This is a genomic window from Citrobacter freundii ATCC 8090 = MTCC 1658 = NBRC 12681 (assembly GCF_011064845.1).
Taxonomy (GTDB): Bacteria; Pseudomonadota; Gammaproteobacteria; order Enterobacterales; family Enterobacteriaceae; genus Citrobacter; species Citrobacter freundii.
Genome location: NZ_CP049015.1, coordinates 4,702,497 through 4,723,234 on the forward strand (window position 1 = coordinate 4,702,497; position 20,738 = coordinate 4,723,234).

At 53.0% G+C, this 20,738-nt stretch carries 16 protein-coding genes and 1 riboswitch; of the genes, 8 read left to right on the plus strand and 8 right to left on the minus strand.

All coding sequences use genetic code 11. The annotated features are described in order from the left end of the window. Positions 1–275: 275 nt before the first annotated feature. Together murI and btuB are read right to left on the minus strand one after the other, a co-directional pair. The gene (gene murI, locus G4551_RS22545; protein WP_003028870.1) at positions 276–1,127 is read right to left on the minus strand and encodes a glutamate racemase; all 852 of its coding nucleotides are present in this window, start codon (positions 1,125–1,127) and stop codon (positions 276–278) included. Continuing rightward, complete coding sequence (gene btuB, locus G4551_RS22550; RefSeq protein ID WP_003840550.1) at positions 1,072–2,910, minus strand: TonB-dependent vitamin B12 receptor BtuB; 1,839 nt, start codon at positions 2,908–2,910, stop codon at positions 1,072–1,074. Before btuB ends, murI begins: the two co-directional genes overlap by 56 nt. A 65-nt stretch (positions 2,911–2,975) precedes the next feature. Continuing rightward, positions 2,976–3,162, minus strand: a riboswitch (cobalamin riboswitch). A 115-nt stretch (positions 3,163–3,277) separates the two neighbouring features. Here btuB and trmA point away from each other — a divergent pair. Next, positions 3,278–4,378: a tRNA (uridine(54)-C5)-methyltransferase TrmA gene (gene trmA / locus G4551_RS22555; protein ID WP_003028866.1), complete on the plus strand. Its 1,101-nt coding sequence runs from the start codon at positions 3,278–3,280 to the stop codon at positions 4,376–4,378. Positions 4,379–4,460: 82 nt separating this feature from the next. Here trmA and G4551_RS22560 read toward each other — a convergent pair whose 3' ends face one another. Together G4551_RS22560 and fabR are read right to left on the minus strand one after the other, a co-directional pair. Further along, a complete protein-coding gene (locus G4551_RS22560) occupies positions 4,461–4,820 on the minus strand; it encodes a YijD family membrane protein (RefSeq protein WP_003028863.1) in 360 nt (119 codons plus the stop codon). Positions 4,821–4,835: 15 nt separating this feature from the next. Continuing rightward, positions 4,836–5,471 carry an HTH-type transcriptional repressor FabR gene (gene fabR / locus G4551_RS22565; protein ID WP_003028862.1) on the minus strand — a complete coding sequence of 212 codons (636 nt, stop codon included), beginning with the start codon at positions 5,469–5,471 and terminating at the stop codon, positions 4,836–4,838. A 191-nt stretch (positions 5,472–5,662) separates the two neighbouring features. Here fabR and sthA point away from each other — a divergent pair, with 191 nt between their 5' ends. Continuing rightward, positions 5,663–7,063 (plus strand): Si-specific NAD(P)(+) transhydrogenase, encoded by a 1,401-nt coding sequence (gene sthA, locus G4551_RS22570; RefSeq protein WP_003028860.1) that lies wholly within the window; start codon positions 5,663–5,665, stop codon positions 7,061–7,063. Here sthA and oxyR read toward each other — a convergent pair. The 4 genes from oxyR to argC form a co-directional block, all read right to left on the minus strand. After that, positions 7,046–7,963 (minus strand): DNA-binding transcriptional regulator OxyR, encoded by a 918-nt coding sequence (gene oxyR / locus G4551_RS22575; RefSeq protein WP_003028858.1) that lies wholly within the window; start codon positions 7,961–7,963, stop codon positions 7,046–7,048. The two genes, sthA and oxyR, sit on opposite strands and share 18 nt — an antisense overlap. Before the next feature lie 263 nt (positions 7,964–8,226). After that, positions 8,227–9,600, minus strand: coding sequence for an argininosuccinate lyase (gene argH / locus G4551_RS22580; protein ID WP_003840546.1), 1,374 nt, complete (start codon positions 9,598–9,600; stop codon positions 8,227–8,229). Between the two features lie 108 nt (positions 9,601–9,708). Continuing rightward, complete coding sequence (argB, locus tag G4551_RS22585) at positions 9,709–10,482, minus strand: acetylglutamate kinase (RefSeq protein WP_003028854.1); 774 nt, start codon at positions 10,480–10,482, stop codon at positions 9,709–9,711. 9 nt (positions 10,483–10,491) lie between these two features. Further along, the gene (argC, locus tag G4551_RS22590; protein ID WP_003840544.1) at positions 10,492–11,496 is read right to left on the minus strand and encodes an N-acetyl-gamma-glutamyl-phosphate reductase; all 1,005 of its coding nucleotides are present in this window, start codon (positions 11,494–11,496) and stop codon (positions 10,492–10,494) included. A 155-nt stretch (positions 11,497–11,651) separates the two neighbouring features. On the opposite strand from argC, the gene argE reads away from it, so the two are divergent. The 6 genes from argE to gldA all read left to right on the plus strand — a co-directional run bounded on the left by argE (position 11,652) and on the right by gldA (position 20,696). Next, positions 11,652–12,803: an acetylornithine deacetylase gene (argE, locus tag G4551_RS22595; protein WP_003028848.1), complete on the plus strand. Its 1,152-nt coding sequence runs from the start codon at positions 11,652–11,654 to the stop codon at positions 12,801–12,803. Between the two features lie 269 nt (positions 12,804–13,072). After that, positions 13,073–15,724: a phosphoenolpyruvate carboxylase gene (gene ppc / locus G4551_RS22600; RefSeq protein ID WP_003840542.1), complete on the plus strand. Its 2,652-nt coding sequence runs from the start codon at positions 13,073–13,075 to the stop codon at positions 15,722–15,724. Between the two features lie 212 nt (positions 15,725–15,936). Then, a complete protein-coding gene (locus G4551_RS22605; protein WP_003840540.1) occupies positions 15,937–17,670 on the plus strand; it encodes a phosphoethanolamine transferase CptA in 1,734 nt (577 codons plus the stop codon). A gap of 151 nt (positions 17,671–17,821) precedes the next feature. Beyond that, on the plus strand, positions 17,822–18,673 hold the full coding sequence (locus G4551_RS22610) for an AraC family transcriptional regulator (RefSeq protein WP_003840537.1): 852 nt from the start codon (positions 17,822–17,824) through the stop codon (positions 18,671–18,673). Between the two features lie 244 nt (positions 18,674–18,917). After that, complete coding sequence (gene fsa, locus G4551_RS22615) at positions 18,918–19,580, plus strand: fructose-6-phosphate aldolase (protein WP_003840536.1); 663 nt, start codon at positions 18,918–18,920, stop codon at positions 19,578–19,580. A 12-nt stretch (positions 19,581–19,592) separates the two neighbouring features. Further along, positions 19,593–20,696 carry a bifunctional L-1,2-propanediol dehydrogenase/glycerol dehydrogenase gene (gldA, locus tag G4551_RS22620; RefSeq protein WP_003840533.1) on the plus strand — a complete coding sequence of 368 codons (1,104 nt, stop codon included), beginning with the start codon at positions 19,593–19,595 and terminating at the stop codon, positions 20,694–20,696. The last annotated feature ends 42 nt before the right edge of the window (positions 20,697–20,738 follow it).

Here is a 20,738-nt window from a genome sequence, read left to right on the forward strand (position 1 = left end):
GAGTGCCCACACAGATTGTCTGATAAATTGTTAAAGAGCAGTTGCGACGCGCTTTAGCGCTCTGTCGCGAGGTCCCGTATATTACGTTCTCCTCATTCAGAGTCAAGCATTTATTTTTGCTTTTCTCTACGAGATTCTCTGGAGAACCCCGCTGACCCGGCGGCTTGTAATCCGTTGTTCCGTGTCAGTGGAGGCGCATTATAGGGAGTTATTTCAGGCTGACAAGGGGAAATTTAAAATAATCTTCCGAGTGCGTGTTTTTTCATCAAAACCACTTAAACTGACAGTTTTTCGAGCGTTTTAAAGCCATAGCGCTGTAGCACGGGCAATAGTTGTTCGGCTTCTGTCGTCATTGCCATACAAAATGCAACGTTCTCATCGGTTGATTTCGCATCTGGCGCTTCATGTTCTAATAACCAGGCCGTGCGGCGCGCAATCGCGGCACCAGAATCCACCAGCCGCGTCCCCTCGGGCAGGACCTGTAAAAGCTCTTCCTGTAATAGAGGGAAATGAGTGCACCCGAGCACTACCGTATCGGGTGGTTCCGACATCCGCAGCCACGGACGCAGAATACGCCGCAGATCTTCCAGAGAAACTGTTTCACCGTGCAGCTTCGCTTCCGCCAGTTCCACCAGCTCAGCAGAACCCAACATTGCAATTTGGCATTCGTTAGCAAACCGCGCAATCAGCTCATGGGTATACGAGCGCTTCACCGTTGCACGCGTAGCCAGCAGCCCCACTACGCCATTCGCCGTGAGTCGCGCCGCCGGTTTAATCGCAGGCACCACGCCCACAACCGGGAAGGCAAACTTCTCACGTAACGCAGGAAGCGACACCGTGCTTGCTGTATTACATGCGATGACCGCAAGAGAAAGGGGATAGCGCTGCTGGACAGCAGTCACAATCTCAACAACACGCTCGACGATAAACTCCTCGCTCTTCTCTCCATAAGGAAAGGCGACGTTGTCGAAAGCGTAGATATAGTGGAGATCCGGCAGAAGACGCCGGATCTCGTCATAGACCGACAACCCACCGACGCCGGAATCAAACACCAGCACGGTGGGACGGGGATCAGAAGGTGTAGCTGCCAGACAAGGTGTATTCCCGTCCTGCAGTTGCGTAGCCATAAACTGTCTCGTAATCTTTATCGAACAGGTTGGCGATTTTACCACGAACTGTCAGCTGTGAGGTGATTGGATATGACACGGCAAGATCCCACAGGCTAACTCCTCCCATTTTTACCGGCTGGTAGGTTACGTAGTCCGTGTCATAACGCGTTCCCAGGTAGTGATACGTCAGGCCCCAGTCAAAATCATAGACCTGCCAGTCAAGCTGGTATTTCACCTGCTGTTTAGAACGTCGTGCGAGCGGCTTGTCCGTAATTGCATTGCGCGAATCGACATAATCGTAGCTCAACGTATGTGCCAGCGGTCCGGTATCAAAGTTTGCGGTCGCTTCAACGCCTTTAATGCGTACTTTACCTTCGTTAAAGTATTTCTCGGTATGTGGGTCATAATCGATCATGTCATCGATATCGTTACGATACCCTGAAACTCGCCAGTTCACACCCGCCGTTAAGCCTTCAAACGCCCCTTCCCATTGCTTACTTTGTTCAGGATCCAGGTTCGAATTGCCGTAATAACCATGCAACTGCCCGAGATTAGGTGCTTTGTAAGATGTACCGTAGGACGCAATAAAGCGATAGCCTTCAATAAACTCCCATCCGGCGCTGGTTTGCCATGTGCCATGACGTCCAAACTCGGAGTTATCATCACTGCGCGCAGCACCTTCGAAAGTGAAATCACCCAGTTGCTGTAATCCCGTCAAGTAGAGGCCGGTATTTCGCTGGTCGTAACCGTCCGTGACATACCCGGTGCCAGGCTCCGTAGTTTGCTTTTGCCAGTCGACACCAGCGCCCACATTACCATGACCAACCACTATGCTGTTTGACCACTGCACATTATATTGCTTCATCTCATCCAGTGTGGCCGAGGAATCATAGCGGCCATAATCCGGATCATAGTTGTAGTCTTTGCTATGGCTATAGCTCGAAACCAGCTGCGACTGGATAAGCTCGCCATTAAAACGCAGTCCGGCATCCCAGCTTTGGCTGTAGAGTTTTCGGGTATCGAGGAGCGGCGAGCCAGGAGAGTAATATGAGTCGTAATTCGTGCGGTTATCATAACCATAACCGCGAACAAACCCGCTCCATGTATCGGAAAAGTTGTGTTCCAGCGCGCCATACAGCGTTTTACTTAAAAAACCGTCTTTATCGGGCTGAGCCTGAGAGCCGGTGCTGCCGTATGCTACAACATCAAAGCCTTTGGTATAGGCATAATCGCCCATCAGCGTGACGCGCGTATTTTCGCCGAGCTGTTGTTGGGTTGAGACATCGTAATTCTGGTAGCCATTGCTTCCCACGCCAGCGGTCAGTTCCGTCCCCGGCTTTTCGCGCGTGGTAATGATATTCACCACGCCGCCAATCGCATCAGAACCATAAACCGCCGAACGCGGCCCTCGAATGTATTCGATACGCTGCACTAACGAGACCGGGAACTGGCTGAGATCGGCTGCGCCGCTAACCCCTGCCAGGTTCAGGCGCACGCCGTCAATCAGCACCAGAACATGGCTGGCGTTGGTGCCGCGAATAGAGATAGACGAGTTTTGTCCCATACCACCGTATTGAGCGATATCGACGCCAGGCAGGCGACGAAGCACATCATTCACGGAGGTAGATTGCCAGCGATCGATATCCTGACGCGTAACAACGGTAATAGGAGCGAGTACTGCGCTACGAGGCTGCTGAAAACGGTTGGCAGTGACGACGAGAGTATCCGGGCGAGTGTCCTGTGCCCAACCAGAAAATGCCGTGACGGACAGCGCCGTGCACAGCAATGATTTTTTGATCATTGTAAAGCATCCACAATTTAAGAAGGATGCCGCAGGTCCCACCGATAGTACGCGATGATGAAAACCAGATGCGACGTTAGCCGGCAGGTCTTCGGGCTTGGAGGCGACTTAAAGAGACGATGACTTCCCGCGGCAATCCGCAGTGTCTGCACCAGGTGCGCTCATCTCTTACCTTCCTTACCGCTGCGCGTCAGCTCCAGATTTACACTGGATTCCCTTTTAACTCACAGGACCGGAAAACGGATGCTACAGTTTGTTACAACCTGGTGTCCAGACCGCGTATCACATTATCGGAAATCATCAATGACTGGACATCTGTTGAGCAATCCCTACAATCCCCGCGTACTTTTATTTTTCAGGACGCATCATGACCCCCGAACACCTGCCGACAGAACAGTACGACGCCCAGTTAGCTGAGAAAGTAGTGCGTCTGCAGAGCTTAATGACGCCATTTTATGCACAGGCTCCGGAAGTGTTTCGCTCACCGGTCAGCCATTACCGTATGCGCGCCGAATTCCGCCTGTGGCATGACGGTGATGACCTGTACCACATCATGTTCGACAGCCAGACCAAAAACCGTATTCGCGTCGACAGCTTCCCGGCAGCCAGCGAGCTCATCAACACGTTGATGACGGCAATGATCGACGGCGTTCGCAACAACCACGTCCTGCGCCACAAACTGTTTCAGATTGATTACCTCACAACCCTGAGCGATCAGGCGGTGGTTTCGATGCTGTACCATAAAAAGCTGGATGATGAATGGCGTAAGGAAGCCGAAGCGCTGCGAGATGCGCTGCGGGCGCAAAACCTGAACGTGCATTTGATTGGTCGGGCTACCAAAACCAAAATTGAGCTGGACCAGGACTACATTGACGAACGCTTGCCGGTTGCAGGTAAAGAGATTATCTACCGCCAGGTTGAGAACAGCTTCACCCAGCCGAACGCCGCCATGAATATTCAGATGTTGGAGTGGGCGATTGATGTCACCAGGGGCTCAAAAGGCGACCTGCTGGAGCTGTATTGCGGCAATGGCAATTTCTCGTTAGCCCTGGCGCAAAACTTCAACCGCGTACTGGCCACTGAAATCGCCAAACCGTCCGTGGCTGCTGCACAGTACAACATCGCGGCTAACCATATTGATAACGTACAAATTATCCGCATGGCGGCCGAAGAGTTTACTCAGGCGATGAACGGCGTTCGCGAGTTCAACCGTTTGCAGGGAATCGATCTGAAGAGTTACCAGTGTGAAACTATCTTCGTTGACCCACCGCGCAGCGGTCTGGACAGCGAAACGGAGAAAATGGTGCAGGCGTATCCGCGCATTCTGTACATCTCCTGCAATCCGGAGACGCTGTGTAAGAACCTGGAAACGTTAAGCCAGACGCACAATGTTTCACGTCTGGCGCTATTCGATCAGTTCCCATATACGCACCATATGGAGTGCGGAGTACTGTTAACGAAGAAGTAAGACTGAACGGAGGCCGGATAAGCACTACCGGTTCAGATTGCCGGATAGCGGCTTTGCCTTATCCGGCCTACAGCGACAACTGTTACTCCACAATTTCCTGTTTACGGTTACGCACTTTAAAGCCGATCCAGAACACCAGAATCACCGACAGCACCGCCGGGAAGAAGTTAGAGCCAATATCCGGATATTCAGCGCGTACCACGGTGCTGTACAGCAGAACACCGAGAATAAAACAGGCGGCGGCCAGGCCCGGCAATCCCACAGGCATGGTGCGGTTCTGATAGCGTTGATGCAGACAATAAACCGTCAGCACCAGCGAAATAATCGGGAATACGGAGAATGGCACAATGGAGCTAAACAGCGCCGCAAATGTACCATTGATCGATAAGCCAGCAACCAGCGCCAGCAGCAGCGTACCTTTATCTTGACCTGACTGTTTCATTGCTTGTCCTTCTCGTTACTCGGAGTGGTGCGTCATCTTCTCTTGTTCACGGCGGTACCAATAAAATGCGCCTTTCGCGATCATGCGCAGTTGCAATACCAGCCGCTCTTCTAGCTGTCGACGCTGTTCAGCGCCAACATCCAGTGCTTCTGCCCCGGCGCTGAAAACAATGGTTACCATGGCTTCGGCTTGCGCTTCAGTAAACGCACGAGGCATATGGTTTTCGAGTTCCAGATAGTCCGCAAGTTCCGCAATGAAGTGCTGAATTTCACGTGCGACCGCTGCACGAAACGCTGCGGATGTCCCCGAACGCTCGCGCAATAATAAACGGAAGGCGTTGGGATTGTTGCCGATGAACTCCATAAATGTTGAGACCGAGGTGCGGATCACACTCCCGCCCTTCGCGATACGCTGGCGCGCCTGGCGCATCAATTGACGCAGCATCAGACCGCTTTCGTCCACCATCGTCAGGCCGAGTTCATCCACATCGCGGAAATGGCGATAAAACGAGGTTGGCGCAATGCCCGCTTCACGAGCAACTTCGCGTAAACTGAGGCTGGCAAAACTACGCTCAGCGCTCAGTTGACTAAATGCGGCTTCTACCAGCGAACGCCGGGTTTTTTCTTTTTGTTGCGCTCTAACGCCCATCACGATGTCTGAATCCTTCCACATACCTTGCTGGCACTATACCAGAGATTAGGCGGTTGGCATGGCTTTGTGAATGATTGTTTACGCGCAGTTTGTGCTTCGACTTCGCAAAAAAGCACAACGATAATTGGGTTATCCTGACAACGATGTTACTATTCTGTTGCTTTTATGTATAAGAACAGGTAAGCCTGACCATGTCACATTCCTACGATTACGATGCAATAGTAATAGGTTCCGGTCCCGGCGGCGAAGGCGCTGCAATGGGTCTGGTTAAGCAAGGAGCGCGCGTCGCGGTGATTGAGCGCTATCATAACGTCGGCGGAGGCTGTACCCACTGGGGCACCATCCCGTCGAAAGCCCTCCGCCACGCCGTCAGCCGCATTATTGAATTCAATCAGAACCCACTGTACAGCGACCACTCCCGACTCCTTCGTTCTTCTTTTGCCGATATTCTCAACCACGCTGATAACGTTATTAATCAGCAAACGCGTATGCGGCAAGGATTTTACGAGCGCAATCACTGCGAAATTTTGCAGGGGAATGCCCGTTTTGTTGATGAACACACGATCGCCCTGGAATGTCACGACGGTACGGTGGAAACGCTGACTGCGGATAAGTTTGTTATTGCCTGCGGTTCGCGTCCTTATCGCCCTGTTGATGTCGACTTTTCGCATCCACGGGTTTACGACAGCGACTCTATCCTGAGCCTGCACCACGAACCCCGCCATGTGCTGATTTATGGCGCGGGGGTCATTGGCTGTGAATATGCGTCGATCTTCCGTGGAATGGACGTCAAAGTTGATTTAATCAACACCCGCGATCGTCTGCTGGCATTCCTCGATCAAGAGATGTCCGACTCGCTCTCTTACCACTTCTGGAACAGCGGTGTGGTCATTCGCCACAACGAAGAGTATGAGAAGATTGAAGGCTGCGATGACGGCGTCATCATGCACCTGAAATCCGGTAAGAAACTGAAGGCAGACTGCCTGTTGTACGCCAATGGCCGTACCGGTAATACCGATTCGCTGGCGCTGGAAAACATTGGCCTGAAAACCGACAGCCGTGGGCAGCTCAAAGTGAATAGCATGTACCAGACGGCGCTGCCGCATGTGTATGCCGTAGGGGATGTGATCGGTTATCCGAGCCTGGCATCGGCGGCCTACGACCAGGGACGCATTGCCGCCCAGGCGTTGGTAAAAGGCGAAGCGACCGCGCATCTGATTGAAGATATCCCGACCGGGATTTATACCATTCCAGAAATCAGCTCCGTTGGTAAAACCGAACAGCAACTCACGGCAATGAAAGTTCCATACGAGGTTGGCCGCGCCCAGTTTAAGCATCTGGCACGTGCGCAAATCGTGGGTATGAGTGTTGGGACGCTGAAGATCCTGTTCCATCGCGAAACCAAAGAGATTCTGGGGATCCACTGCTTTGGGGAGCGCGCGGCCGAAATTATTCACATCGGGCAAGCGATAATGGAGCAAAAAGGTGGTGGTAACACTATCGAGTACTTCGTTAACACCACCTTTAACTACCCAACCATGGCAGAAGCCTATCGGGTAGCAGCGCTAAATGGCTTAAACCGCCTGTTTTAACGCACTGTCGAAATGGCCATCCATTGATCCACGGATGGCCTCTGCCAACTGTTCATAACGGCTGCGCAGCGGCGAACCAGGACGGTACACCAGACCAATCGTACGACGCGGTTCGGGTTTAATGCATGGCAGATAAACGACACCATCACGCTTACGCTCCGGCGGAACAGCCAGCGCAGGCAGTAAGGTAATACCGCTTCCTGCCGCCACCATGTTACGCAGCGTTTCCAGACTGGTTGCCCGAAAATGGGTATCTTCATCAGCACCCGCTTCAAAGCAGAAGCCCATTGCCTGATCGCGCAGGCAGTGGCCATCTTCCAGCATCAGCAGTTTTTCACCCGCCAGATCGGACATCGGTACACAGTCACGGTTTGCCCACGGATGATCTTCATAGATCGCCAGCAGCATAGGCTCATCAAATAGCGGTACTTCGATGAACGCCTCACTCTCTTTCACCAGCGCCAGAATGACGCAGTCGAGCTTGCCGCTATCCAGTTGCGCTAACAGCTGATGTGTCTGCGCCTCATGGAGATACATTTCCAGTTTTGGGAAGGTCTGGTGCAACATCGGAATAATATGCGGCAGCAGGTATGGCCCCACCGTTGGGATCAAACCAATATGCAGCGGGCCAGACATTGTCTCGCCTTGTTGGCTTGCCATCTCCTTGAGCACTTTGACCTCGCGCAGCACGGTGCGCGCCTGATCCACCAGCAGCAAACCAGCCTGGGTGAACAGCACCTTGCGACTCGTACGCTCCAACAACATGACGCCAAGCTCATCTTCCAGCTTGCGGATCTGCCCGCTCAGTGTTGGTTGGCTAACGTGACAGGAGTCTGCCGCTCGTCGGAAGTGACGATGTTCGGCTAGCGCTACCAGGTATTCAAGATCACGAATATTCATTATTCATCCTCCATCGCCACGATAGTTCGTAGCGATAGGTAGCATAGCAACGAACGATTATCCCTATCAAGCTTTCTGTTTAATAATGCACCACAGAAACGGAACGGTACCCCTTTAACCCTTGAAGCTACTGTCCGTTCTGAGAGTTTCTCTCATACTCGAAATAACTAAAGCCAACGTGAACTTTTGCGGACCTTGTGTCCGCATTTTTTTTGCATAAAAAAGCCCGGCGTGACGCCAGGCTCGAATGATTACCCATCACTTTATGCCAGACGTGCCTTCGCGTAGTCGATCGCCTGTGCAACCTGCTGGGGTGACACGCCGCCTTTCGCCGCACGCTTGTCCAGGCACGATTGCAACGAGAGGATCGGGTAAACGTCATCGCCAATCACCTGGCTAAACTTTTGTAAGTCAGCAAGCGACAGCGCCTCCAGCGGTTTGCCCTGTCGAATCGCCTCGACCACCGTTTCACCTACGATATGGTGCGCTTCGCGGAACGGGACACCTTTCGCCACCAGATAATCCGCCAGTTCAGTGGCGTTAGCATAGCCCTGCTGCGCCGCTTCCTGACAACGCGGACGTTTCACCTGGATACCATCCAGCACCAGCGCGGCCATATGCAGACAGTCCAGCCAGGTGTCGAGCGCGTCGAACAGCCCTTCTTTGTCTTCCTGCATATCTTTGTTGTATGCCAGCGGGAGGCCTTTTAACGTCATCATCATGCCGGTCAACGCACCCTGCACGCGACCGCATTTGCCACGGATCAGCTCCAGCGCATCCGGATTTTTCTTCTGCGGCATCAGAGATGAACCCGAAGTCACACGATCGGACAGCTCGACAAAGCCCGCTTCGCCGGTGTTAAAGAAAATCAGGTCTTCAGTAAAACGCGACAGGTGTACCATGCCGATAGAGGCGTCTGAGAGTAACTCCAGCACGTGGTCACGGTCAGAAACGCTGTCCAGACTGTTGCGCGTAGCCGAGGCAAAGCCCAACCAACCCGCCAGCTGCTCGCGATCGATTTCATACGCCGTACCCGCCAGCGCGCCGCAGCCTAACGGACTGACGTCCAGGCGTTTGAGCGCATCCTGCAGGCGGCTCTCGTCACGCGCCAACATTTCAACATAGGCCAGACACCAGTGAGCAAACGTCACCGGCTGCGCACGTTGCAGGTGGGTGTAACCCGGCATGACGGCGTCCTGGTTATTCTCCGCCGTCACCACCAGCGCAGTTTGCAACTGACGATTGGCCGATAGTAATTCGATAACCGTGTCTTTGCACCACAGCTTGAGATCGGTCGCGACCTGGTCGTTACGGCTACGTCCGGTATGCAGTTTTTTACCAAGCTGGCCGACTTTATCAATCAGCTTACCTTCCACCCAACTGTGAATATCTTCGGCATCGCTTTGCAGAATCTGCTGAGGATTCGCGCGAACCTCTTCCAGCAGATTATTCAGCGCTTCTTCCAACCGCAGCTGTTCATCAGCAGTCAGTACACCGACCGTTACCAACGCTTTGGACCAGGCCACAGAGCCAACAATATCCTGTTCTGCCAGGCGGTAGTCAAAACGCAACGAGTCGTTGAACTGTTTGAACCGCTGATCTGCTGCCTGTGTAAAACGCCCACCCCAAAGTGCCATAACGAATTTCCTTAATATGATATTTTTGCCCGGTGGCGCTGCGCTTACCGGGCCTACAAAACCCACGTAGGCCGGATAAGGCGAAGCCGCCATCCGGCACATTAGTAGTTAAGCCAGAATACGCGTACCAATTGGCGTGCCGTTAAACAGCGCCGGGAGTTGCTCTGCATGACGCCAGGAGGCGATATCCACCGGACGACCCAGCGTACGCGCGGCATCCAGCGCCGCATTCACCTTCACGATCATGCCATCGGTAATAATGCCCTGTTCAATCAGCTGTTCCGCTTTCGCTGCAGTCATTTCGGCAATACGCTGGCCTTTGCCATCCAGAATACCGCTTACATCAGAGAGCAGGATCAGATCCGCACCCAGCGTTGCCGCCAGCGCCGTTGCCGCCTGATCGGCATTCACGTTCATCAGCAGCCCATCATCAGTGACGCCAATAGAGCTCACTACCGGCAGAAAACCGCTTTCCAGCAGCGTGTTAATCAGCTTAGGCGAACCCGGCTGCGCCAGTCCAACATGACCCAGTTCTTTATCGAGCGGCGTCACTTTTACGCTGTCGCCATCGCCAAGATACAGACCCACAGACGCGATGTGATGCTTTTTCGCCCAAGCCAGCAAGGTTTTATTCGCCGTTCCCGCCAGGGCACCGGTAATAATGTCAATTTGATCGGCAGGCGTGACGCGCAGACCATTTTTCTTTTTCACCGGCAGATTCAGCTGCTTCATCAGCTCGTCGACCACGCAGCCGCCACCGTGCACAATGACCAGCGGACGCTGGTGCGACTCACGATAATTCACCAGTGCGGTAAACAAGCGCTCCAGCGCCTCTTCGCTATCCAGTAAAACGCCGCCCAACTTGATAATTAATGGATTCATTGTTGCACCCTAAATAAGAGACTGCGTTTGGGCAAAGCCAAAACGAATATTTGCGCACTGCATCGCCTGTGCCGCCGCGCCTTTCAATAAGTTGTCTTCCGTCGCCACGACGATCAGGTGTTCACCCTGTACGGCAAACCCGATATCGCAGAACGGTAATCCAACCACATTCTTCAGCGCCGGAACCCCTTTGTCATACAGACGCACCAGCGGTGTATCGCCATACGCCTGTTGCAGCGTCTGAGCCACCTGTGCATGGGTTACGCCCGACTTAAGGCGACAAGTGATAGTTTCCAGAATTCCGCGCGGGAAGTTACCCAGATGCGGGGTGAAAATCACCTCTGTCCCCAGATGAGTGGCGATTTCCGGCTGATGACGATGGGTAAACACGCCATACGGCTGCAGGCTCACCTCACAAAAGCTGTTGGAGATAGCCGCTTTACGCCCCGCACCGCTCACGCCGCTGGTCGCATTAATTACCGGCCACTGGCTGAGATCCAGCAGCCCGGCATCAATCAACGGTTTCAGCGAAAGCTGCGCCGCCGTCGGGTAACAACCTGGCACAGCAATCAGATTCGCTTCTTTCAGTTTGTCCGCATTCCACTCCGCCAGCCCATAAACGGCCTGCTCCAGCAGCTCAGGATGCTGATGCGTAAAGCCATAATATTTTTCATAGAACGCGCCGTCGTTTACGCGAAACGCGCCCGAAAGGTCAAACACCACGCAACCGGCCTGCAAAAACTGCGGAGCCAGGTCATGACTCACCTCATGAGCCGTTGCGAGGAACACAACATCCACCCCTGCGCTAAACTCGCTGATATCTGACATTGGCTGCAACGGTAAATCGACAATGCCTTTCAACTGCGGATGCAAATCGGAGATTAATTTTCCTGCATCATTGCTTTGCGCTGAGACGGTCAAAGCGGTTATGGTCATATCAGGATGGCGATTTACATAGGTCACAAGCTCTGCGCCGGCATAGCCACTGGCGCCCACAATCAGCGTATTCAACATCGGGGCAGCTCACCTTCTTAGATTCTGTTGCCAGGTATAAGCCTTTATCACCTCACCTTACACTTGGTGGGTTTTATTACGCTCAACGTTAATGTATTTTTATTCACAAATACTGCATGAATATTGATACTATCATGACCCGAGGTGTGTCAACAATGAAAAACAATTTACCGCCATTTATCGAGATTTACCGCGCTCTGATTGCCACGCCATCGATCAGTGCCACCGAAGAAGCACTCGATCAAAGCAATGCAGGTTTAATCACTCTGCTGGCGGGCTGGTTTAAAGATTTAGGCTTCAATGTGGAGGTCCAACCGGTTCCCGATACGCGAAATAAATTCAATATGCTGGCGAGCATTGGACAGGGCGCTGGCGGCCTGTTGTTGGCGGGCCATACCGATACCGTACCCTTTGACGACGGACGCTGGACCCGCGATCCGTTCACTCTAACCGAGCATGACAATAAGCTGTATGGTTTGGGTACGGCGGATATGAAAGGCTTCTTCGCCTTTATCCTCGACGCGTTGCGTGATGTCGACGTCACGAAACTGAAAAAACCCCTGTACATTCTGGCCACTGCTGACGAAGAGACCAGCATGGCGGGAGCTCGCTACTTCTCTGAAACTACCGCTCTGCGCCCGGACTGCGCGATCATTGGCGAACCCACATCCCTGCAACCGGTGCGCGCGCACAAAGGCCATATCTCTAATGCGATACGCATTCTGGGACAGTCGGGTCATTCAAGCGATCCGGCGCGTGGCGTTAATGCGATTGAACTGATGCATGATGCCATCGGCCATATCATGCATCTGCGCGATGACCTGAAAGCGCGCTATCACCATGATGCCTTTACCGTCCCGTATCCAACGTTAAATTTGGGCCACATCCACGGCGGTGACGCCGCCAACCGAATCTGCGCCTGCTGCGAACTGCATATGGATATTCGCCCGCTACCGGGTATGACGCTAAACGATCTCAATGGGTTACTTAACGAAGCGCTGGCCCCTGTCAGCGAACGTTGGCCGGGTCGCCTGACCGTATCGGAACTGCATCCGCCGATTCCCGGCTATGAGTGCCCACCTGACCATCAACTGGTAGAGGTGGTTGAGAAACTGCTGGGCGCACAGACTGAAGTGGTGAACTATTGCACCGAAGCGCCGTTTATCCAGACGCTTTGCCCAACGCTGGTGTTGGGTCCAGGCTCCATTAATCAGGCGCATCAGCCGGATGAGTATCTGGAAACGCGCTTTATTAAGCCAACCCGCGAATTAATCACTCAGGTTGTGCACCATTTCTGCTGGCATTAACTGCTTGTCACCCCGCTAATCCCTTAGTGGTAAGCGGGGCGATTTTTTAACATTTCCATAAGCAACGCTTATTTGATTGGATGTGAATTAAATAACGTAAATTCACGGCATTTATTCGTTTGCTGAACCGATTTCGCAGCAATTGACGTCACGTGTTTTACGTGGCTTTATAAAAGACGGCTAAAAAGTTAAGTCCGCAAGATTTTGCGTGATAGTCAGGCGCGAAAGATACAGGACATATTCAAAATAGATGGGGTGTCTGGGTTAATATGAACGAACAATATTCCGCGTTGCGTAGTAATGTCAGTATGCTCGGCAAAGTGCTGGGAGAGACCATCAAGGATGCGTTGGGAGAGAACATTCTTGATCGCGTAGAAACAATTCGAAAGCTGTCCAAATCATCTCGCGCTGGCAATGAAATTAATCGCCAGGAATTGCTCACCACACTGCAAAATCTGTCTAACGACGAGCTGCTGCCGGTTGCCCGCGCATTTAGCCAGTTCCTGAACCTGGCCAACACCGCCGAGCAGCACCACAGCATTTCGCCAAAAGGCGAAGCCGCCAGCAACCCGGAAGTGATTGCTCGCACTCTGCGTAAACTGAAAGAGCAGCCCAACCTCAATGACGCCACCATCAAGAAAGCCGTAGAATCACTCTCTCTGGAGCTGGTACTCACCGCCCACCCGACCGAGATCACTCGTCGTACGCTGATCCATAAAATGGGTGAAGTGAACGCCTGCCTCAAGCAGCTTGATAACAAAGACCTCGTCGATTATGAACGCAACCAACTGATGCGCCGTCTGCGTCAGCTCATTGCTCAGTCCTGGCATACGGATGAAATCCGCAAACTGCGCCCAAGCCCGGTTGATGAAGCTAAATGGGGATTCGCGGTTGTTGAAAACAGCCTGTGGGAAGGTGTGCCGAACTACCTGCGCGAGCTGAATGAACAACTGGAAGAGCATCTTGGATATAAGCTGCCGGTTGATTTTGTCCCGGTTCGATTTACCTCCTGGATGGGCGGCGACCGTGACGGCAACCCGAACGTAACGGCGGATATCACCCGTCACGTGCTATTGCTCAGCCGCTGGAAAGCGACAGACCTGTTCCTGAAAGACATCCAGTTTCTGATTTCTGAGCTGTCGATGGTGGATGCCACGCCGGAGCTGATGGCGCTGGTAGGCGAAGAAGGCGCTGCTGAACCATACCGCTATCTGATGAAAACCCTGCGTTCTCGTCTGATGGCGACCCAGGCCTGGCTTGAAGCTCGTCTGAAAGGCGAGAAATTGCCGAAACCTGCGGGACTTCTCACCCAAAACGAACAGCTCTGGGACCCGCTTTACGCGTGCTACCAGTCTCTACAGGCCTGTGGTATGGGCATCATCGCCAATGGCGAATTGCTCGACACCCTGCGCCGCGTGAAGTGTTTCGGCGTGCCGCTGGTGCGTATTGATATTCGTCAGGAAAGCACCCGTCATACTGAAGCCTTGGGCGAACTGACTCGTTATCTGGGCATTGGCGACTACGAAAACTGGTCGGAAGCGGATAAACAGGCTTTCCTGATCCGTGAACTGAATTCCAAGCGTCCGCTCCTGCCGCGTAACTGGGAGCCGAGCAATGACACCCGTGAAGTGCTCGACACCTGTCAGGTCATTGCCGAAGCCCCGTATGGCTCCATTGCCGCCTATGTTATCTCGATGGCGAAAACGCCGTCGGATGTGCTGGCCGTGCATCTGCTGCTGAAAGAAGCCGGAATTGGTTTTGCTATGCCGGTCGCTCCGCTATTTGAAACGCTGGACGACCTCAACAATGCCGATGACGTCATGTCCCAGCTTCTGAATATCGACTGGTACCGCGGCTTTATCCAGGGCAAACAGATGGTCATGATTGGCTACTCTGATTCCGCAAAAGACGCGGGCGTGATGGCAGCGTCCTGGGCGCAATACCAGGCTCAGGACGCGCTGATCAAAACCTGCGAAAAAGCCGGTATCGAACTGACGCTGTTCCATGGTCGCGGCGGATCCATTGGTCGCGGCGGCGCGCCTGCGCATGCGGCGCTGCTCTCTCAACCACCAGGCAGCCTGAAAGGCGGTCTGCGCGTGACAGAACAAGGGGAGATGATCCGCTTTAAGTACGGCCTGCCGGAAGTGACCATCAGCAGCCTGTCGCTGTATACCGGAGCAATTCTGGAGGCCAACCTGTTACCACCGCCAGAACCGAAGGATAACTGGCGTCATATCATGGATGAGCTTTCCGATATTTCCTGCGAGCTATACCGTGGATATGTGCGTGAAAACAAAGACTTCGTCCCTTATTTCCGCTCAGCCACACCGGAGCAGGAACTGGGTAAATTGCCGCTCGGTTCACGTCCGGCAAAACGCCGTCCGACCGGCGGCGTTGAGTCTCTGCGTGCTATACCGTGGATCTTTGCCTGGACGCAGAACCGTCTGATGCTCCCGGCCTGGCTTGGTGCTGGTACCGCGCTGCAAAAAGTGGTTGAAGATGGTAAGCAAAGCGAACTCGAAGCGATGTGCCGCGACTGGCCATTCTTCTCCACACGCCTTGGCATGCTGGAAATGGTTTTCGCGAAAGCAGACCTGTGGCTGGCAGAGTATTACGATCAGCGCCTGGTCAAAAAAGAGCTGTGGCCGCTGGGTGAAGAGCTACGCCAACGCCTGGCAGCAGATATCGATGTCGTACTGGCGATTGCCAACGACTCACATTTGATGGCCGACCTGCCGTGGATTGCCGAGTCCATTCAGTTAAGGAATGTTTATACTGACCCGCTGAACGTCTTACAGGCAGAGTTGTTACACCGCTCACGCCAGGCCGAAGAGCAAGGCCATGAACCGGATCCACGCGTTGAACAAGCGCTGATGGTGACCATCGCGGGTGTCGCCGCCGGTATGCGCAATACAGGCTAACGTCCCCTCCTGCTGTCGCCTTCGTGCTACTGTACGAAGGCGACAGTAAAAACCGCTGTTACAACCACTTCATTTTCAATATATTCCTGCCTGAACATATTCACTACGTGAATATTACAACAGCAAAACACGATCCTGAGATCGTGATGCTTCAGTTCCTCTTAATGTTTAGTCGCTACTCTTGGCGCTACGATTAAAGACAGGCTCACATTATGCAATCCTTACAACTCCAGTCTAAACCCGCCTTTAGCTGGAAAGCCCTGGGTTGGGCGCTCCTCTATTTTTGGTTTTTTTCCTCATTACTGCAGGCCGTTATCTATTTTAGCGGCTATAGCGGATCTACCGGCCTACGCGACTCCCTGCTGTTCAGCTCGCTGTGGTTGATCCCGGTATTTTTATTTCCAAACCGTATCCGCATTATTGCTGCCGTCATTGGCGTAATTCTATGGGCGGCCTCGCTGGCTGCGCTGAGCTATTACGTCATTTACGGGCAAGAGTTCTCGCAAAGCGTTCTGTACGTAATGTTTGAAACCAATGCGAACGAAGCCAGCGAGTACCTGAGTCAATACTTCAGCCTGAAGATCGTCTTAATTGCGCTGGCATATACAGCAATGGCAATTCTGCTATGGACACGTTTGCGTCCGGTACATATTCCATCACCCTGGCGCTATCTGGTGTCGTTTGCACTGTTATACGGATTGATTCTGCATCCGATGACAGTGAACACATTTATCAAACATAAGCCGTTTGAAAAAACGTTGGATGGGCTCGCTTCACGTATGGAGCCCGCCGCGCCGTGGCAATTCATCTCCGGGTATTATCAATATCGTCAGCAGTTGACCTCGCTCAATAGCCTGCTGAATGAGAACAATGCCCTGCCGCCGCTGGCTAACTTTAAAGACAGCTCAGGTGACGCACCGCGTACATTGGTGCTGGTGATTGGCGAATCAACGCAACGTGGCCGCATGAGCCTGTATGGCTACCCGCGTGAAACGACGCCAGAACTGGATGCGCTGCATAAATCCGATCCTAACTTCACCGTATTCAATAATGTCGTGACTTCCCGTCCGTACACCATTGAAATCCTGCAGCAGGCGCTGACCTTCGCTAACGAGAAGAACCCGGATCTGTATCTGACTCAGCCGTCCCTGATGAACATGATGAAACAGGCGGGTTATAAAACCTTCTGGATCACTAATCAGCAGACGATGACCGCCCGCAACACCATGCTGACGGTGTTCTCTAAGCAGACGGATAAACAGTTCTATATGAACCAGCAGCGTACGCAAAGTGCGCGCGAATATGACAGCAACGTGCTGGCGCCATTTAAAGAAGTACTGGCCGACCCGGCACCGAAAAAGTTCATCATCGTGCATCTGCTGGGTACGCATATTAAGTACAAATTCCGCTATCCGGATGGCCAGGGTAAGTTCGACAATAATATCGACCATGTTCCCGCAGGTCTGAGTAACGATGAGCTGGAAGCCTACAACGATTACGACAGCGCGAATGTTTACAACGATCATATTATTGCCAGCCTGATCAAAGACTATAAAGCGACCGATCCGAACGGCTTCCTGCTGTACTTCTCCGATCATGGCGAAGAGGTTTACGATACGCCACCGCACAAAACGCAGGGTCGTAATGAAGACAACCCAACGCGCCATATGTACACGGTGCCGTTCCTGTTGTGGACTTCGGAAAAATGGCAGGCCGCGCACCCGCGTGACTTCTCACAGGATGTGAATCGTAAATACAGCAGCTCAGAGCTTATCCACACATGGTCTGACTTAGCGGGCTTCACCTACGATGGCTTCGATCCAACTCGCGCCATTACCAGTCCTCAGTTCAAAGAGACAACCCGCTGGATTGGCAATCCGTACAAGAAAAATGCCCTGATAGATTACGATTCCCTGCCTTACGGCGATCAAATCGGTAATCAATAACCGTCTGCCGGATGCGTTACGCTTATCCTGCCTACAGCTCGCAAAGACTTGTAGGCCGGATATGGCATTAGCCGCCATCCGGCAATAATCACTTGAGGGCGATTGTTTTCAACGTTACTGTTTCCCTGTCTGCTGCCTGCAAGGGATTAACATGTATCACGACGTCAGCCATCTTCTCTCCCGACTGATTAACGGCCCCACGCCGCTGCGGCAGATTTATTTTGCCAGCACCACTAGCACAACGCCGGAACTGGCGTATCAGGTCGATTTTCCCCGGCTGGAAATTGTGCTGGAAGGTGAATTTGCGGATTCTGGCATCGATAAGGTGCTTACCCCCGGCGATGTCTTGTTTGTTCCGGCTGGCGGCTGGAATATTCCGCAGTGGGTCACACCAGTCACCACACTCAGCATCCTGTTCGGCAAACAACAACTGGGTTTCAGCGTCGTGCAGTGGGACGGCAAGCAATATCAAAACCTTACCCACCAGCACGTCGCTCGGCGTGGGCCGCGTATTGGCTCTTTTCTGCTGCAAACGCTCCATGAGATGCAAATGCAGCCGCAGGAGCAGCAAACGGCCAGGCTAATCGTTGCGAGCTTGCTGAGCCACTGTCGCGATCTGCTCGGCAGCCAGATCCAAACCGCATCACGTAGTCAGGCGCTTTTCGACGCCATTCGCGGCTATATTGACGAACGCTACGCTTCGCCACTCACCCGTGAATCCGTCGCACAGGCGTTTTACATTTCACCTAATTACCTCTCCCACCTGTTTCAAAAAACGGGCGCTATCGGTTTTAACGAATACCTGAACCACACGCGACTGGAACACGCAAAAACGCTGTTAAAGGGTTACGAGCTGAAGATCAAAGACGTGGCGCACACCTGTGGGTTTATTGACAGCAACTACTTCTGCCGCCTGTTTCGCAAGAATACTGAACGTTCGCCGTCAGAGTATCGTCGGCAGTATCACAGCCAGTTGACGGAGAAAAAAACTGACCAGTTATAATCGCATACTGGGACAGAAAACGGAGACAAAGGTAATATTTACTGGATTTTTGTATTATCAAAAAACATATACCATCACATATCACTTACATGTGAGGTATCTCTCACTTTTATAGACATATTACATTTATCCAGCTTTTGACAGATTTGTCAGATAGCACCGCGTGACGAAACACTCTTATCCTGTGCATAGCAAAGCAACCCGGCAACGGGCAGCTAACGGAAAACGTAGAGGGTGTTTTTGTATGGAACTTTATCTTGATACCGCCAACGTCGCGGAAGTCGAACGTCTGGCCCGCATCTTCCCTATCGCGGGCGTCACCACCAACCCAAGCATTGTGGCAGCAAGCAAAGAATCCATCTGGGATGTGCTGCCACGCCTGCAGAACGCCATTGGCAAAGAGGGCATTCTGTTTGCCCAGACCATGAGCCGGGATGCGCAGGGCATGGTGGAAGAAGCTAAACGCCTGGGCAATGCGGTGCCCGGTCTGGTAGTGAAAATCCCGGTGACATCCGAAGGTCTGGCCGCGATCAAGATGCTGAAAAAAGAGGGTATCACCACGCTGGGAACCGCCGTTTACAGTGCTTCTCAGGGGCTACTGGCTGCGCTGGCAGGAGCGAAATATATCGCGCCTTACGTTAACCGTATCGACGCGCAGGGCGGCGACGGGATTCGCACAGTACAGGAACTGCAAACATTGCTGGAACTGCATGCACCGAACAGCATGGTACTGGCGGCCAGCTTTAAAACTCCACGTCAGGCGCTGGATTGCTTGCTGGCAGGATGTGAAGCAATCACCCTGCCATTAGACGTAGCGCAACAAATGCTCAATACCCCTGCGGTAGAGTCAGCAATAGAGAAGTTTGAGCAGGACTGGAACAACGCATTTGGTCACATCAACCTGTGAGGGAAATAAAGTATGGATCGCATTATTCAATCACCTGGTAAGTACATCCAGGGTGCCGATGTTATTACCCGTCTTGGCAGCTACCTCAAACCACTGGCAGAGCGCTGGCTGGTCGTTGGAGACAAGTTTGTCTTAGGCTTTGCCCAGGGGGCACTGGAAAAAAGCTTCCAGGATGCCGGACTGGCGCTGGAAATTGCACCGTTTGGCGGCGAATGTTCACAAAACGAAATCGACCGTCTGCGCGTCGTAGCGGAAAAAGCGCAGTGTGCGGCAGTACTTGGTATTGGTGGCGGTAAAACGCTGGATACCGCCAAAGCGCTGGCGCACTTTATGGGCGTGCCTGTCGCCATTGCGCCAACCATCGCCTCTACCGATGCGCCGTGCAGCGCGCTGTCCGTCATTTACACCGATGCCGGTGAATTCGATCGCTATCTGCTGCTGCCTAATAACCCGGACAGGGTCATTGTTGATACCAAAATTGTCGCGGGCGCACCGGCGCGTCTGTTAGCTGCGGGTATTGGCGATGCGCTGGCGACCTGGTTCGAAGCGCGTGCCTGTTCACGCAGCGGCGCAACCACCATGGCGGGCGGTCAGTGTACTCAGGCGGCGCTGGCGCTGGCAGAGCTGTGCTTTAATACGCTGATCGAAGAAGGTGAAAAAGCGATGCTGGCTGCAGAGCAGCACGTGGTTACACCAGCACTGGAGCGCATTATTGAAGCCAACACCTATCTGAGTGGCGTCGGTTTTGAAAGCGGTGGTCTGGCAGCGGCTCACGCCATTCATAACGGTCTGACCGCAATCCCGGATGCACATCATTATTACCACGGCGAGAAAGTGGCTTTCGGTACGCTGACGCAGTTGGTGCTGGAAAACGCGCCGGTCGATAAAATTGAAACCGTTGCCGCGCTGTGCCATTCCGTTGGCTTGCCGATTACCCTGGCGCAACTGGATATCAAACAGGATATTCAGGCGAAAATGCGCATTGTGGCTGAGGCAGCCTGTGCCGAAGGCGAAACCATCCACAACATGCCTGGCGGCGCAACGCCGGACCAGGTGTATGCCGCCCTGCTTGTGGCTGACCAGTACGGTCAACGTTACCTGCAAGAGTGGGAATAACCTGCAAATAGAAAATCCCCGCAAATGCGGGGATTTTTTTAT

Excerpts from the sequence above, each read along its gene's own strand:
- murI (WP_003028870.1), bottom strand. The coding sequence starts at position 1,127 with ATGGCTACGCAACTGCAGGACGGGAATACACCTTGTCTGGCAGCTACA.
- btuB (WP_003840550.1), bottom strand. The coding sequence starts at position 2,910 with ATGATCAAAAAATCATTGCTGTGCACGGCGCTGTCCGTCACGGCATTT.
- trmA (WP_003028866.1), top strand. The coding sequence starts at position 3,278 with ATGACCCCCGAACACCTGCCGACAGAACAGTACGACGCCCAGTTAGCT.
- G4551_RS22560 (WP_003028863.1), bottom strand. The coding sequence starts at position 4,820 with ATGAAACAGTCAGGTCAAGATAAAGGTACGCTGCTGCTGGCGCTGGTT.
- sthA (WP_003028860.1), top strand. The coding sequence starts at position 5,663 with ATGTCACATTCCTACGATTACGATGCAATAGTAATAGGTTCCGGTCCC.
- oxyR (WP_003028858.1), bottom strand. The coding sequence starts at position 7,963 with ATGAATATTCGTGATCTTGAATACCTGGTAGCGCTAGCCGAACATCGT.
- argH (WP_003840546.1), bottom strand. The coding sequence starts at position 9,600 with ATGGCACTTTGGGGTGGGCGTTTTACACAGGCAGCAGATCAGCGGTTC.
- argB (WP_003028854.1), bottom strand. The coding sequence starts at position 10,482 with ATGAATCCATTAATTATCAAGTTGGGCGGCGTTTTACTGGATAGCGAA.
- argC (WP_003840544.1), bottom strand. The coding sequence starts at position 11,496 with ATGTTGAATACGCTGATTGTGGGCGCCAGTGGCTATGCCGGCGCAGAG.
- argE (WP_003028848.1), top strand. The coding sequence starts at position 11,652 with ATGAAAAACAATTTACCGCCATTTATCGAGATTTACCGCGCTCTGATT.
- ppc (WP_003840542.1), top strand. The coding sequence starts at position 13,073 with ATGAACGAACAATATTCCGCGTTGCGTAGTAATGTCAGTATGCTCGGC.
- G4551_RS22605 (WP_003840540.1), top strand. The coding sequence starts at position 15,937 with ATGCAATCCTTACAACTCCAGTCTAAACCCGCCTTTAGCTGGAAAGCC.
- G4551_RS22610 (WP_003840537.1), top strand. The coding sequence starts at position 17,822 with ATGTATCACGACGTCAGCCATCTTCTCTCCCGACTGATTAACGGCCCC.
- fsa (WP_003840536.1), top strand. The coding sequence starts at position 18,918 with ATGGAACTTTATCTTGATACCGCCAACGTCGCGGAAGTCGAACGTCTG.
- gldA (WP_003840533.1), top strand. The coding sequence starts at position 19,593 with ATGGATCGCATTATTCAATCACCTGGTAAGTACATCCAGGGTGCCGAT.